Source organism: Psychrobacter sp. NG254, from assembly GCF_015277735.1.
Taxonomy (GTDB): domain Bacteria; phylum Pseudomonadota; class Gammaproteobacteria; order Pseudomonadales; family Moraxellaceae; genus Psychrobacter.
Window position 1 is genome coordinate 470,680 of the sequence record NZ_JADHDA010000003.1, and the last position, 15,223, is coordinate 485,902.

General features: G+C 39.0%; 8 protein-coding genes. 5 read left to right on the forward strand and 3 right to left on the reverse strand.

Annotated elements, in window-relative coordinates:
* The first annotated feature begins 81 nt into the window (after positions 1 to 81).
* From IP510_RS07330 to IP510_RS07350, 5 genes are all read left to right on the forward strand, one after another.
* Positions 82 to 1,578, forward strand: a complete 1,497-nt coding sequence (locus tag IP510_RS07330; protein ID WP_194364106.1) for a DUF262 domain-containing protein — start codon at positions 82 to 84, stop codon at positions 1,576 to 1,578.
* Between the two features lie 17 nt (positions 1,579 to 1,595).
* Entirely contained in the window at positions 1,596 to 3,638 is a 2,043-nt protein-coding gene (locus IP510_RS07335) for a DUF262 domain-containing protein (protein ID WP_194364107.1), read from the forward strand.
* 71 nt (positions 3,639 to 3,709) lie between these two features.
* Positions 3,710 to 7,249: a helicase-related protein gene (locus IP510_RS07340; protein ID WP_194364108.1), complete on the forward strand. Its 3,540-nt coding sequence runs from the start codon at positions 3,710 to 3,712 to the stop codon at positions 7,247 to 7,249.
* Between the two features lie 22 nt (positions 7,250 to 7,271).
* Entirely contained in the window at positions 7,272 to 10,196 is a 2,925-nt protein-coding gene (locus tag IP510_RS07345; RefSeq protein ID WP_194364109.1) for a DUF1156 domain-containing protein, read from the forward strand.
* 132 nt (positions 10,197 to 10,328) lie between these two features.
* Positions 10,329 to 13,178 carry an ATP-binding protein gene (locus IP510_RS07350; RefSeq protein ID WP_194364110.1) on the forward strand — a complete coding sequence of 950 codons (2,850 nt, stop codon included), beginning with the start codon at positions 10,329 to 10,331 and terminating at the stop codon, positions 13,176 to 13,178.
* 157 nt (positions 13,179 to 13,335) lie between these two features.
* Here the strand turns inward: IP510_RS07350 and IP510_RS07355 are convergent, their stop codons facing one another.
* From IP510_RS07355 to IP510_RS07365, 3 genes are read right to left on the reverse strand one after another with little or no spacing between them, the layout of a single operon-like run.
* Complete coding sequence (locus IP510_RS07355; RefSeq protein ID WP_227669558.1) at positions 13,336 to 13,656, reverse strand: hypothetical protein; 321 nt, start codon at positions 13,654 to 13,656, stop codon at positions 13,336 to 13,338.
* Between the two features lie 10 nt (positions 13,657 to 13,666).
* The gene (locus IP510_RS07360) at positions 13,667 to 13,960 is read right to left on the reverse strand and encodes a hypothetical protein (protein WP_194364111.1); all 294 of its coding nucleotides are present in this window, start codon (positions 13,958 to 13,960) and stop codon (positions 13,667 to 13,669) included.
* Positions 13,957 to 15,201: an Arm DNA-binding domain-containing protein gene (locus tag IP510_RS07365; protein ID WP_194364112.1), complete on the reverse strand. Its 1,245-nt coding sequence runs from the start codon at positions 15,199 to 15,201 to the stop codon at positions 13,957 to 13,959. Before IP510_RS07365 ends, IP510_RS07360 begins: the two co-directional genes overlap by 4 nt.
* Positions 15,202 to 15,223 lie beyond the last annotated feature (22 nt).

The window sequence follows — 15,223 nt, forward strand, 5'->3', positions numbered from 1 at the left end:
TTAGAGTTGCACTTGAAGAATAAAAAAATAGCTATGTAATCTCAGTAGCAGAAAAAATTTAAATCTAATAGGTATAGATTAATGACTCCATCGAATGTTAATAATGCAGGCTACAAAGTAATAAAAATTTCAGAGTTTTTATCTAAAGAAGAGTATCTAGATAAAAAATTAGTAATACCAGTCTATCAACGACCTTATCGCTGGACAGCAACAAACATAGTTGATTTACTGTCAGATCTGTACTACCAGTGTAAAAGAATGGGTCATAGGTTAGGCAGTCCTGATAATCCAGATAATTTTTATCGCTTAGGAACTGTGGTTTTACACCAATATGTTAATAATAGAAGTCATCAGACAAATGCTGACTTAGTTGATGGTCAGCAACGTACATTAACGTTGCTGTTAATAATGAAATCAGCTTTTGAATCAAACAGGTTCGCAGAGCAGTTTAATAGTTTTATGCCTTTAGAAATAGAGCTCCCTGACTGTAGTGAAACTCAGGAAAACTTAAGTAAAAATTATGAACTTATTAGAAGACATGTGAATAGTCCAGAATTTACTCCTGAAGTTTTAGATTTTCTACTTAATCATTGTGAAGTAGTTCAAGTAACACTTCACGATTTATCAGAAGCTTTTCAGTTCTTCGATTCACAGAATGCACGTGGACTTGATTTAAATCCTCACGACTTGCTAAAAGCATTCCACTTACGCGAGTTTCCTGATTCTGAAAGTCTTTTAAAACAGAGCGTTGTTGAATTTTGGGAGCAGCAAAACACTAAAAGTCTAGAGCTTTTATTTGCTAACTATCTTTACCCTATTCGCCGCTGGAGTCTTGGAAAGCAAGCTGTACACTTCTCTAAGTCTGAGGTTAATGTCTTCAAAGGTATGAAATTAGATAGCGATAGTTATCCTTTTCAACAAAATTTAAAGATAATTCACAATACGGTCGACAGCTATAACCATCATGCACATCGATTGCTTGATCAACAAACAATGGCATACCCATTTCAATTAACTCAAACCTTAATTAATGGACGCCGTTTTTTTGAGTGGGTTGCGCATTATCAGAAGATGATCCAGCCATTATTGAACAAAAATATAGGTAGCAATTCTCAGGAATGGCTCTATACCATAACAAGTAACCACCACACTGAAACAGGAATATCTATTAAAGAAATAGCAAAAAGACCAACAGCATTTAATATTTTTTTAGTGCTTAACACCGATTTGCCTGGGTATTCTTACAAGGGACGCTCAAGAAGAGGCGACCAATATGTACGGCGTATGTTTGATGCATTAGTCCTATGCTACTACGATCGTTTTGGAAGTCATAATTTACCGCGAGCCATAGAATATATATTTATTTGGGCTTATTCATTACGTTTAGAGAAGAAAAGTGTTTACTTAGAAAGTATTGAAAAGCATATTGGGACAGATAATTTATTTGAGCGTTTACAGCAATCATTATCTTCCGTCGATTTCTTGAGTAAACCCTTACCACAGCCTAAAAAGGTAGATGTAACGAATGTTGAGGGTATCAGAGAGCTGTTTACAAAGCTTGGCTACCTGCCAACTTAATAAAAAAGGATAAAAAAATGAGTAGTAACAAAGAATATAGCCTGACAATACAAACACTACTCAACGAAGATAATTACAGAATTCCTGTTTATCAACGTAACTATGACTGGGAAGAGGCTCAAATTAGACAGCTCATAAATGATATTCAGGATTTTTCTTTAAAAGTTAACTCTCAAACATACTATTTAGGTAGTCTAGTAGTACACAAACAAGCAGATTTTTTTGAAATACTAGATGGACAGCAACGTTTCACAACTTTAAGCTTGATTGCGTGTTATTTGAAATATCGACTTCCCTCAATTTTTCCTGAATATAAGCGACCTAATTTATGTTTTGAAAGTCGACCAAAATCAGATTTAGCTATAAATAGAATTTTTGAAGTGTTTAATAGTCAAACCAGTACTGATAATATATTTTCGAATTTGATTGAAACTAGCTATAGTAAGGAGTTTAACAGCTCAATATTTAATGGTTTTAAAATTATCGAAAGAGTGATTTCAGAAACATTTAAACAGGAAAATAAATTAGAAGTTTTTGCGAGTTATCTATTAAATAATGTTCAAATTTTTAGAATAATAGTACCAAAAAATACTGATGTTACTCACTACTTTGAAGTGATGAATAATCGTGGTGAACAGTTAGAGAAGCATGAGGTTGTTAAAGCTCACCTACTGTCTATTATCCAAGAAAGTGATTTACATAACAAAGACATAGCTATGGCTACCCTCCAAAAAGTGTGGCTTGCTTGCGCAGATATGAATAGTTATGTGCAAACAGGTTTTTCAGTTGCTGAACGAAAAGCGATATTTGGTTCAAGTGCAGAAAATTTTATAATTGATAGCTTTGATAAGATTGCAATTGCCGTTTTGGGTAAAGATTATAAGAATAGTTCTGACGGAGAGAATAATAAATTTGAACCATTATCGTTAGCTACCTCTATTTATAAAGGTGCAATACATAGAACAGATAAACAACAAATAACTGATACTCGAGATATTAAACAAGAGCGTTTTGATAGTGTAATAGATTTTCCTAACTTTTTAATGCATGTACTGCGTATTTATCATAGCCCTTCATCAAATTCTATTCAGGAACTTCCGGCATTAGATGATAAAAATCTACTCTCAGCATTTGATAATTTCAAAGATCCACAAGCTATTAAAGTAAAGGAGTTTATTTTCATTTTGCTCAAAACTCGCTATCTTTTTGATCGTTATATTATTAAAAGAGATAATGCTAGTAATAGAGAAAGTTGGGCTTTGAAGCGCTATAAATTGTATGAGAGCAGCTCAAGCAATTATGTAGATAGTTTTAGTGGTGACGAAGATCATCTGAATGATAGTACGTTATCTTGCTTGATGCTTATATCAGCATTTCATGTTTCTTACCCAACCAACTCTCGCAAAAATTGGTTATCTGCAGTACTGTATTGGTTAAGCCAAGATAAGTCCTCAGTACCAATTAATGCAGAAAATTATTTAGGGTTTTTAGAAAGTCTTGCGCAAGCTTTCATGGCGAATCGATACCTGATAGCTAAACCCAATGATTACTCAAAATTTATGTATGCTGATTGTGCAGAGCTCAGTGTACTACCATATGAACTAAGCGATCCAAATTATGATTTTGAAAGTCACTTAGGGTATGACAAGGTTGCTGTTTTTGTTTTTAATTACTTAGATTATTTATTATGGAAAGACAGCAATGTTTCTATTCCGAAGAAAAAAGAATTTAGATTTAGTTTCAAGAGTTCTAAAGAGCACTTCTCACCTCAGACTTCTAGAATCGATGAGATATTACCTCAAGCTAAATTGCACAGTTTTGGCAATCTATGTTTAATGGGTAGCAGTGAGAATTCATCATTAAGTAACGATACTCCTAAACAGAAGACTGAGATACTAAATAGCCAACGTAATAGAATGGCGCCACTGAGTCTAAAGTTAGAGTTAATGATGCAAACTGCTCAAGAAAACTGGAACATTAAGACTATCGATTCACATAGATATGATATGGTCAAAATCCTGCAGGAAGATATAGAACAAAAATTAAAACGTATAGCTTAATATGCTTGTTTCATTATTTTTAAATCTTCGGAATTTGTTGTTATATAAAAAAAGTAGATTAAGGAACAGTAATGCTAAAGCTCGAAAGTATCAAAAAAGATGCTCAGATACGTGGTATTCAATCTGACGAAATTGTTCGTATTGTTCAGGTTGAACGAGTGGGTGAACATGCTGTTACTGTCTACTATAAAGATAGCCAGGGTAAATTAGGTGAGCAGATGTTGTTTCGTTCTGATGAAGCCCGCTTAGAATTGGCGACAGTAGGCCGAGCATGGGGATTCGACGCTCCAGGCGCAGATTTCCAGTTAGGGCTAGAGGCGTATCGGATTAGCCAAGCAGCTTTATTTGATCCTATGATGGCAGTTCATACTTCTAACGTCGAGCCCTTACCGCATCAGATTTCAGCTGTTTATGAAGTGATGTTGCCTAAGCAACCACTGCGTTTTGTGCTGGCTGATGACCCAGGCGCAGGTAAAACTATTATGGCAGGTTTGTTGATTTGTGAGTTATTAATGAGAGCCGATGCAAGGCGAATCCTTATTGTTTCCCCGGGATCACTGACTGAACAATGGCAAGATGAGCTTCTCGAAAAATTTGGTGTTGTATTCGATATTTTTAGTCGTGAAAAACAAGAGCAATGCGCATCTGGTAATTACTTTGATGAGTCAAATCAGCTGATTTGCAGACTCGATCAATTATCTCGAAGTGAAGAGCTACAAGACAAACTTAGAAATACTGAGTGGGATCTAATTATCGTTGATGAGGCACATAAGTTATCTGCGAACTATTTTGGCAATGAGATAAAGAAAACTAAGCGTTTTGTTCTTGGGGAGCTTCTAGGCTCTATTACACGACACTATCTACTAATGACGGCAACGCCGCACAATGGTAAAGAAGAAGACTTTCAAATTTGGCTATCATTATTGGATGGTGATCGTTTTTATGGAAAGTTCCGTGAAGGTGCGCATAAAGTAGATGTGTCTGACATAATGCGCCGTATGGTAAAAGAAGAGTTACTTAAGTTTGATGGTACACCATTATTTCCTGAGCGCCGTGCCTATACTGCAAACTATCAGCTTTCTGACATGGAGGCGTTACTTTATGACGAAGTGACAACCTACGTTCGTGAAGAAATGAACCGAGCTGATCGTCTTGGAGGTCAAAAGAAAAATAATATTGGTTTTGCATTGACTATGTTACAGCGTCGTTTGGCTTCAAGCCCTGAGGCAATATACCAATCTCTAAAACGTCGTCGTAAGCGCTTAGAGTCTCGCTTAGAAGAAACTAAGCATCTAGTACGTGGAGGTTCTAAGGGTACAAATACAGTGGCTGAAACGTTCGTTGAATACAACGTACAAAAAAGAATCGACTTACCAGATAATCTCGACGAACTTGATGAGGATTTAACGGCAGAAGAGTATGAGATGTATACAGAGCAAGTTGTTGACCGAGCATCTGCTGCTGAAACTATTCCTGAGTTTGAGGCAGAAATAGCTAGCCTTAAGAGTCTCGAACATCAGGCATTGGTCATTGTACAATCTGGTAACGATAAAAAATGGGAAGAGTTGTCTTATTTACTTCAGGACACCCCTGAAATGTTTACATCTAATGGAACTCGTCGCAAGTTGATTATATTCACTGAGCATAAAGACACTTTGAAGTATTTAGTGGAACGTATTAAAGATATGCTTGGTAATGACAAAGCTGTAAGAACTATTTCTGGTAGCACGAGTCGAGATAAACGGCGTCAGACACAAGAAGAGTTCCGATTCGATCCAGAAGTCATTGTATTGGTAGCCACTGATGCAGCAGGAGAAGGGGTTAACCTTCAAAACGCCAATTTAATGGTGAATTACGATTTACCATGGAATCCAAACCGACTAGAGCAAAGGTTTGGTCGGATTCACCGAATTGGGCAGACGGAAATATGTCATTTATGGAATATCGTAGCGGATGAAACACGTGAAGGAGCAGTATTCCAAAAGCTGTTTGAGAAAATAGAAATAGAGAAAAAAGCCTTAGGTGGAAAGGTTTTTGACGTCTTGGGGGAGGCTTTTGATAATATCTCACTTAAAGAGCTGCTCATAGAAGCGATTCGCTATGGTGACGACCCTGAAATAAAGGCTAAGATGCAGGAGGTAATCGAGGGCGCACTTGATACAAACCATCTTAAAGAAATTATTAAACGAAATGCTTTAGTAGATCAGCATATGGGTCTTGATGGTTTATACGCCATTAAAGAGGAGATGGAAAAAGCAGAAGCCCGAAAACTACAACCATATTTCATCAGAGCATTTTTTACAGAGGCGTTTAAGTCTTTAGGTGGTGACTTAAGGTCACGCGAATCAGGCCGTTATGAAGTAAGTCATGTACCAGCTGCTATTCGTGAACGTGATCGAATTATTGGTGAAAGCCGTACACCAGTCTTAAAGAAATACGAAAGAATATGCTTTGAAAAACGATATATCAATCAACCTGGCAAGCCAATGTCAGACATGATTCATCCTATTCATCCTTTGATGCACGCTACCACTGATTTAATATTACAAGCGCACCGATCGAAGCTTAAGCAAGGTGCTGTATTGGTCGATCCAAATGACGATAGTACTGAAGTTAAGATACTGTTTATGATAGATCACACTGTACGAGAATCCAGTAATGAAGCACTTATAGCCTCACGACGATTACAATTCATTAAAGTGAATGAAAAAGGCGAAGCGACTAATGCAGGATGGGCGCCACATTTAGATTTAAAGCCTATAGAAGATTATGACTATCAGCTTATAAGTGATATTCTGCATGCAGATTGGCTAAGCCACAATCTTGAAGTTTTAGCCGTGGGCTATGCTTCCAATAAGATGGCACCTGAACACTTTGATGTTGTAAAATACCGGCGAGAGCTTCAATCAGACAAAACACTTGCTGCAGTGAATGAACGTTTGGTAAAAGAAATTAACTATTGGTCAGATCGTTATATTACGCTCCAAGATGCTGTAAAAGTTGGAAAACAACCTCGAATGCAACCAGAAATGGCACGTCGTCGCGTAGATGACCTAAGCGCAAGACTACAGCAGCGTACTAAGGAGCTAATAGAGCTCAAAGAAGTAGTATCAAGTACGCCAGTAGTGATTGGTGGTGCATTAGTAATCCCGCAAGGGTTATTGGCCCAGCGAAAAGGTGATACAGGGTTCATTGTAGATGCTGCTGCTCGCGCTCGAGTAGAGCGCGTAGCTATGAATGCTGTTATAAAAGCTGAACAAGAGATGGGTCATGAAGTGACCGATATGAGTGCAGAAAAATGTGGGTGGGACATTACTGCTCGTCCCAATATTAATCCTGATGGATCTATCTTACCTGATCGGCATATCGAAGTAAAAGGTCGCTCCAAAGGACAGACTACTATTACTGTTAGTCGTAATGAGATTATTTATGGCTTAAACCAAGCAGATAAATTTATTCTTGCTATTGTGGTTGTAGATAATAATGACTATGAAGGACCGTACTATATCAGGACCCCATTTACGACTGAGCCAGAATTTGGTGTTGCCAGTATTAACTATGACTTAAGTGATCTGCTATCAAAAGCCGTTTCACCAAGTGAAACTATCTAAGATTTATATATAAGAGTATTCAATGTCAAACCCAAACGAGTTCAAAATCTATAGCCCCAAAAAACTGATTGAAGTAGCACTGCCACTAGATGAAATTAATGCAGCAGCATCACGTGAGAAATCTATACGTCATGGTCATCCAAGTACGCTGCATCTGTGGTGGGCTCGTCGACCTCTTGCTGCTGCACGTGCAGTAATTTTCGCACAAATGGTTAATGATCCTGGTTATCAGCAAGATGATGGCTTCAAGTACGGTGTTAATAAAAAAGAAGCCGAAATAAAAAGAGAGAAGTTGTTTGATATTATTCGTGACCTCGTGAAGTGGGAAAATACCAATAACGAAGAGGTGCTGAACCGCGCACGTGAGGCCATAAGAGAAAGCTGGCGTGAGACTTGCTACTTAAATCGCAAGCATCCACAGGCTGCTGAATTATTTAATCCTGAAGAGTTACCTGCATTTCATGATCCATTTGCTGGTGGCGGTGCTATTCCTTTGGAAGCACAACGTTTGGGGCTAGAAAGTCATGCGTCAGATTTAAATCCAGTAGCAGTCATGATCAACAAGGCAATGATAGAAATTCCACCAAAGTTTGCGGGACAAGTTCCAGTAGGGCCAATACCTGAAGGTGATAAGCAACAAAATCTACTCGAAGATTGGCAAGGGTCTAAAGGTTTAGCGGAAGATGTACGTCGATATGGACATTGGATGCGTGAAGAAGCTATTAAACGCATTGGCCATCTATATCCTAAAGTAAAAATTACGGATGATATGGTTACTGAGCGTCCTGATCTTGAAAAATATAAAGGGGAAGAGCTAACTGTTATTGCTTGGCTTTGGGCACGAACGGTTAAAAGTCCTAACCCGGCATTCAATCATGTTGACGTGCCACTTGTCTCTAGTTTTATATTGTCTAGCAAAAAAGGCAAAGAAGCTTATGTTCAACCGGTAATCGATGGTGACAAATACAGGTTTGATGTTAAGGTTGGAACGTTTTCAGTTGAAGCAAAAAAAGGAACTAAAGCAGCTAGAGGACCAAATTTTGTATGCATTATTTCAGGATCACCACTTGATGGCAAATATATCAAAGCTGAAGGTATAGCGGGCCGTATGAATGCTAAGCTTATGGCCATTATTGTAGAAGGTAAGGGTGGGCGTGTATATTTATCACCAACCCAAGATATTGAAGATATATCAGAGCAAGCTATACCGACATGGGCTCCTGAAACAGATATTCCGCATGATAAAAGATCGATGTTTACACCATTATATGGCTTAACTAAATTTTCACATCTGTTTACATCTCGCCAACTTGTTGCAATCACTACCTTTTCTGATCTGATTCAAGAAGCTCGAGAAAAAGCTATCTATGATGCCGAGATAGCTGGAATTAAAGATGATTGCCTGAGAATAGATAAAAATGGTAATAGTGCGACGGCTTATGGGGATGCGTTAGCGGTTTACTTAAGTTTTATAACGGATAAAGTTTCTGACTATTGGTCATCGATTTGTAGCTGGCACTCGTCTGGTGAGAAAATGAGAAATACATTTGGTAGACAAGCTATACCTATGGTCTGGGACTATGCTGAAGCTAATCCATTTTGTAGATCTTCGGGTAATTGGATAGCAATGACAGATTGGACAGTAAAAGCCTTAGCTCATACACCATGTAATAGCGAAGGTTTTGCATTTCAAAGAGATGCTGCAACCCAAGATATCAGTATTAATAAAGTAGTTTCTACTGATCCGCCTTATTATGACAATATCGGCTATGCCGACTTATCTGATTTCTTTTATGTTTGGATGCGCCGTTCGCTTAGAACGATTTATCCTGATCTATTTTCTACTATGGCAGTACCAAAAGCAGAAGAGCTTGTAGCCACACCTTATCGTCATGGTAGTAAAGAAAAAGCGGAAGTTTTCTTTTTAGATGGTATGACTAAAGCTATAAGTAATCTAGCTGAAAAAGCACATCCTGCATTTCCTGTGACTATCTATTACGCTTTTAAACAATCTGAAACGAAAGAAGGTAGTACCTCTAGTACAGGTTGGGAGACATTTTTGGAAGCCATTATTCGTGCTGGATTTTCTATTGATGGTACTTGGCCTATGCGAACTGAGATGGCTAATAGAATGATTGGATCAGGAACTAACGCCTTAGCCTCATCAGTAGTGCTAGTCTGTAAAAAACGTAAGATTGAAGCTGAATCTATCTCACGACGTGAGTTTCAACGTGAATTACGTGAGCAAATGCCTGAAGCGCTAGAGGCGATGGTCGGTGGTGAAACTGGAGCGACCCCTATTGCACCAGTAGATTTAGCTCAAGCAGCTATTGGTCCTGGTATGGCTATTTACTCCAAGTACGCGGATGTTCTCAATCAAGATGGTAGTAAGCTAAGTGTACATGAAGCACTAGTGCTAATTAACCGTTCTATAACTGATTATTTAAATCCTGATAGTGGTAACTTCGATGCCGATACCTTATTTTGTGATAATTGGTTTAGTCAATACGGCTGGGGAGAGGGCCCATTTGGTGAAGCTGATACGCTTGCTCGGGCTAAAGGTACTTCTGTGGATGGCGTACATAGTGCAGGTGTAATTGAAGCCGCAGGAGGCAAGGTGCGACTATTACAATGGGGTGAATACCCAAAGGACTGGAATCCCCATACTGACACTCGTACGCCGATTTGGGAAGCATGTCATCAGTTGATTAGAGCGTTGAAGCAAGATAGTGAAAGCGCAGCTGGTGCACTTTTGGCAAATATGCCCGAGCGTGGTGAGCCAATTCGTCAGTTAGCTTATCATTTGTATACTTTATGTGAACGTAAAAAGTGGGCGGAAGAAGCTCGAGCCTATAACGAACTTATTGGCTCTTGGCATGCTATTGTCGCAGCATCGCATGAAGCAGGTGTAAGACATTATGGCACCACACAAGAATTGGATTTTTAGGGGTCAAGAATTAATAATCAAACTGAAATATTTCAGAAAATAGGAGCAAGCTGAAAGGCTGTTCGGCTCAATCATGCTTAACTAAATAAATTCGGTTACACACTTATCAAAGATAATTAAAAGGGTTTGGTTATGAGTTTAAGACCTTGGCGTGAAATAGCACGTCCACATAAAGATGTTTTAGAAGGTACATTCAAGCAATCGGAATTCGCAGCAGATATTACGCAAGTTGCTAATGGAACGGCGCCACCTGAATATCAGGATGCCGAAAAGTTTTTTGCACGTACGTTCATCACTGAAGGCATGAGGTTATTGCTGATGTCAGTCGCTCAACGCCTAGTAGGCAAGGGTGGTGATCCAGTTATTCAGCTCCAAACCTCATTTGGTGGTGGTAAAACACATACTATGTTGACTGTTTTGCACTTGGCAAGTCGTGAGGTTAGTACTGATAAGTTACAAGGTATTCCACCTTTACTAGATGAAGCAGGTATTAACGATTTACCTAGAGCTAACATTGCCATTCTAGACGGCATTGCTTTATCAGTGAGTCAAGGTAAACAACATGGTGAAATTTGTGCAAACACTCTATGGGGAGAAATGGCTTGGCAACTATTAGGAGAAGAAGGTTATGCACTAGTCGCAGCTTCTGATCGTGATGGAACAGCACCGGGTAAAGATGTATTGACTTACTTACTTACTAAAGCCGCTCCTTGTGTCGTACTGATAGATGAGTTACAGAAGTTTTTCAGTGACTTAACACCAGGAAAACCTCTTAATGCTGGTACATATGAAGCTAACTTAAAGTTTATACAAGCCTTAACAGAGGCATTTAAAACCGTGCCCAATGCTGTATTATTAGCATCGCTCCCAGAATCTGAAACTGAAGTTGGCGATACATTTGGTCAAAATACCTTAAATGCTTTAGAAAAGCATTTTGGCCGTGTCGAATCTGTTTGGAAGCCTGTCGCGGCTGAAGAGGCATTTGAAATTGTTCGTCGGCGTCTATTCGAGTCAGCTGGTGAAAGAAATCAAATTGAAAGTACCTGTCAAAACTTTAGTAGTTTCTATCAAGAAAATGCACGATATTTCCCAGAAGAAACAATAACTCACCTTTACTACGAACGAATGTGCTCTTCTTACCCTATTCATCCAGAGATTTTTGATCGCCTGTATGAAGACTGGTCTACATTAGATAAGTTTCAACGTACAAGGGGGGTACTTCAGTATATGGCAGTTATTATTCATCGCTTATGGAATGATAATAATCAGGATGCCATGATTATGCCAGGCTCTATTCCCTTAAGTGATAGTACAGTTCGCCATAAAAGTATCCATTATTTGCCACAAGGATGGGAGCCTGTAATTGAACGTGAAGTAGACGGCGATCGTTCAGAACCATACCGTATAGATGGAGATGATACTCGTTTTGGTAGTGTGCAAGCAGCGAAACGTACTATGCGCTCTATATTCTTAGGCAGTGCACCAAGTTCACGTAATCAAGTCATAAAAGGTATTCAGTTAGAAAGAATTATATTAGGCTCTGCTCAGCCTGGACAGAATATCGGAGTATTTGATGATGTACTTAAACGCTTACGAGATAGGTTGCATTATCTTTACTCAGATCAAGATCGTTTCTGGTTAGATACTAAGCCTAACTTACGACGGGAAATGGAAAGCCGTAAGCAAAATATAGATGAACTTGTTCTAAATAGTGAATTAAAAAGTCATATAACGGCTATGTTTGCTAAAAAAGGTTTTTTTGCAGGTGTTCATGTATTTACGAACTCAAGTGACGTACCAGATGAATGGGGAGTTGGCCCAAGATTGGTAGTTTTACCTCCCCATGAAAGCTACGCGAAAAGAGACGGTAATGATGCTATTGCTGCTGCTGAAAATATTTTATCCTACCGTGGAGAACAACCTCGCCAGAAACGTAATCGTTTAATTTTCTTCGCAGCAGATAAAGATGTTGTTGGTCGTTTGAAAGATGCTGCTCGTACATATTTAGCTTGGCGCGCTATTGTTTCAGATATTAATGAAGGTAAGTTAAACCTTGATTTATTTCAAGTAAAACTTGCAGAGAACAGTGCAAATGAGGCTCAAGTTAGCCTTAAACAAATGGCCCGTGAAGCTTATAAATGGGTGCTTTGTCCAGAGCAACCTAAAGCGACTGATAAAAATATAGAGTGGCAAACTGTTTCTGTCTCAACTAATTCTTCAAATTTAATTCAGGAAATCGAAAATCGATTACACGAGGAAGAGTGGATTATTACAGAGTGGTCACCTATACATTTGAAAAAACTGCTAGAACAGCTGTATTTCAAAAAAGGTACACCTGATTCTAAGTCTGATATAAGTGCATTACAGGTTTATCGCGATATTTGTCAGTACCTATATTTGCCAAGACTTCTTAATGAACAAGTATATAAAAATGCTATCGTTAATGGTTTAGAAAATGAAGATTTCTTTGGTTTTGCCTCTGGTAAGGATAGCGATCAATATTTAGGTTTTTGTTTTGGTAATGGTGGATTACCTTATTTAGATGATACTGCATTGTTGATTGAAAAGGATACTGCGCTAAGTTATCGAGAAAAAATAAAGCCTGCACCTGAATTAGAAACTACTAATCAACCAGACGACGATAACATCGGTGGCTATGCTGGTACCGATATTGACTTGGTGTCAACTGCTATACCACAATCGACATTACCTGTATCTGCAGGAGTATTGTCAGAACCGACTGCCATTAAAAAACAGTTTTATGGCAGTGTTGACCTTGATTCAGTAAAAGCCAAGATGGATTTTGCGACTATTGTTGATGAAGTTGTTCAGCAATTTACAGCTAAGCTAGGTATTGAAGTAACTATTTCAGTTGAGATACAAGCTAAATCTCAGGATGGCTTCGATGAATCTTTACAGCGTACAATTAAAGAAAATTGTAATGTTTTAGGGTTCAATAATTCGGAGTTTGAAGAAGAGTAGAGTCAGTTTTTGTTAATGTTTTTAATAAATAAGAAAACTTAACTATCAAAATCGATATTTATATCCCTCAACTAACGGAACACAAAATAAGTATTCGAATGATATATGCGGAAAAGCCAGACAACTTAAGCTGTCTGGCTTTTTGGATGATTAATGCTCATTTGTTTGCTTGATCTGTCCGCCATAAAGCATGCTCACATATTATGCATAACCAACTATTTTTGGCACGCATATAAGGAATATCAGCAGGTACTTCAATCTGACAAGCATAACCGCAGTACTCACATACAACATCGTCCAAGTAGGCATAACACTGAGTGACTGTCTCAAAGAATACTTGAGGACTTACCTCATACTTCTCACAAAGCGTCTTCACATGTTTAATAAAACCGCTTTTATTATCGTATGCCCAGTAATCCTCACATATTTTGATATCGTATGGGCTCTGCGTCATATTCGGCTGAAGTTTTACACTCATCATACTCTCCTTAGTAGCTGCCATAATCAGAGTGCGGTAATAGCTCATAGAGCTCTGCTTGAAGCTTAATGCTTATATCTTCCACAAAGTACCCATCCTGAGCATCCAAGCGCTTCTGCACCCACACACGCATCGCCATATCGTTACCAAAGCAACGCTTCACTCCTAAAAAGCGTGCTAGGTTATGATTAGATGAAATATACAACTCACGTATCAATGAATTAGCGATAAGATTTGCATCTTCACTGATAGCACCATCCTGTTTAAACTCACCAAATAGCTGCTCATAATTGATAATTTTCATCGTGACGTCTCCTTGTCAGTCTGCGAGTTTGTGATGAGTCCTTCAGTGTCAAAGCTATGCGATGCACCTGCTAACTTCTCCTTGCTTGCTAGTAGCAAGTTATCCATCGCTGAGCCATCTTGACGGGTAATATCAGGGACATAGCGGCTGTAGACCCGAAACAACATCTCCGTACTACTGTGACCCATCTGCCGAGCAATCCACTCAGGGTTCTCACCAGCAGCGAGCCAAAGCGTCGCTGCGGTATGCCGAGTCTGATAAGCACGCCTATGTTTCAGACCGAGTAGGGCAAGCGTGGGTTTCCATACCCGTCTATTCACATTGCGATACTCCATTGGATTGCCTTGTGAATTGCAGAATATAAACTCTGACTTACCAAAGGTGCGCGTCTTCTGCTCTAATAAGGCGTCATACACTAACTGTGACATCGCAATATCGCGTTGTGAGCCTAACGTCTTAGTCGGACCCATCTCACCATTCACTAACGCACCGCGTATACTGATCTCACGGCGATCAAAATTGATGCAGTCCCACTTAAGCCCATCAATCTCACTGGTACGCATCCCTGTAAAAAAGCGGATGGTGTAGTAGGGCTTATAGTCAGCGCGGACATGCTTTAAAAATAACCATACCTCAGCCAGCGTAAAAGGATTTACATCAGGACGAGATTGCTTGAGATTCTTAATGTTTTTATAAGGCATCTCAAAATCATGGCGATCTGACGCTTCTTCTAGTATCATACGAAGAAGTATCATGATCTGATTGATTCGTGCTACTGACAGACTTGACTGACCATCTTTACCGTAACAAACTTTGGCGAGGGAGCTACGGAAGGTCAGCAAGTCTGTTTTTTTTATGGTATGTACTGCTTTACCACCAAACGCCGGTAATAAGTACTTATTTAAAATAATCTGTATCTTTTGCCGATAGCTCGGTCGCCACTCAATCTTCCTCTCCTCAAAAAACGTTTCCGAAAACTCTTTAAAGGTCGGATTGCGACTGATACAAGCTTCGGCTCTATCAGCCAGTGCCGTCATCTCCTGCGCTCGTTCACTCTTTGGGAAGTAAGCAGCATAGTCAAAGATGCCTAAAGTTATTTCTGCTTCCATTTTTTCGATAATTTTAGCCAGCTTCTTTCGATTAGCTGGAGTGTCTGTGAGATTAGTCGTCTCACGGCAACGCATATTCATATATCGAAAATCTACGAATAGCTTGCCACGTCTCGATCTTATTGACGCCATTATTTGACTCCTTGTTTAAATA

Bases quoted from the DNA above. Each gene is read 5' to 3' on its own strand.
- IP510_RS07360 (WP_194364111.1), bottom strand. From the start codon at position 13,960: ATGAAAATTATCAATTATGAGCAGCTATTTGGTGAGTTTAAACAGGAT.
- IP510_RS07340 (WP_194364108.1), top strand. From the start codon at position 3,710: ATGCTAAAGCTCGAAAGTATCAAAAAAGATGCTCAGATACGTGGTATT.
- IP510_RS07350 (WP_194364110.1), top strand. From the start codon at position 10,329: ATGAGTTTAAGACCTTGGCGTGAAATAGCACGTCCACATAAAGATGTT.
- IP510_RS07345 (WP_194364109.1), top strand. From the start codon at position 7,272: ATGTCAAACCCAAACGAGTTCAAAATCTATAGCCCCAAAAAACTGATT.
- IP510_RS07330 (WP_194364106.1), top strand. From the start codon at position 82: ATGACTCCATCGAATGTTAATAATGCAGGCTACAAAGTAATAAAAATT.
- IP510_RS07365 (WP_194364112.1), bottom strand. From the start codon at position 15,201: ATGGCGTCAATAAGATCGAGACGTGGCAAGCTATTCGTAGATTTTCGA.
- IP510_RS07355 (WP_227669558.1), bottom strand. From the start codon at position 13,656: ATGAGTGTAAAACTTCAGCCGAATATGACGCAGAGCCCATACGATATC.
- IP510_RS07335 (WP_194364107.1), top strand. From the start codon at position 1,596: ATGAGTAGTAACAAAGAATATAGCCTGACAATACAAACACTACTCAAC.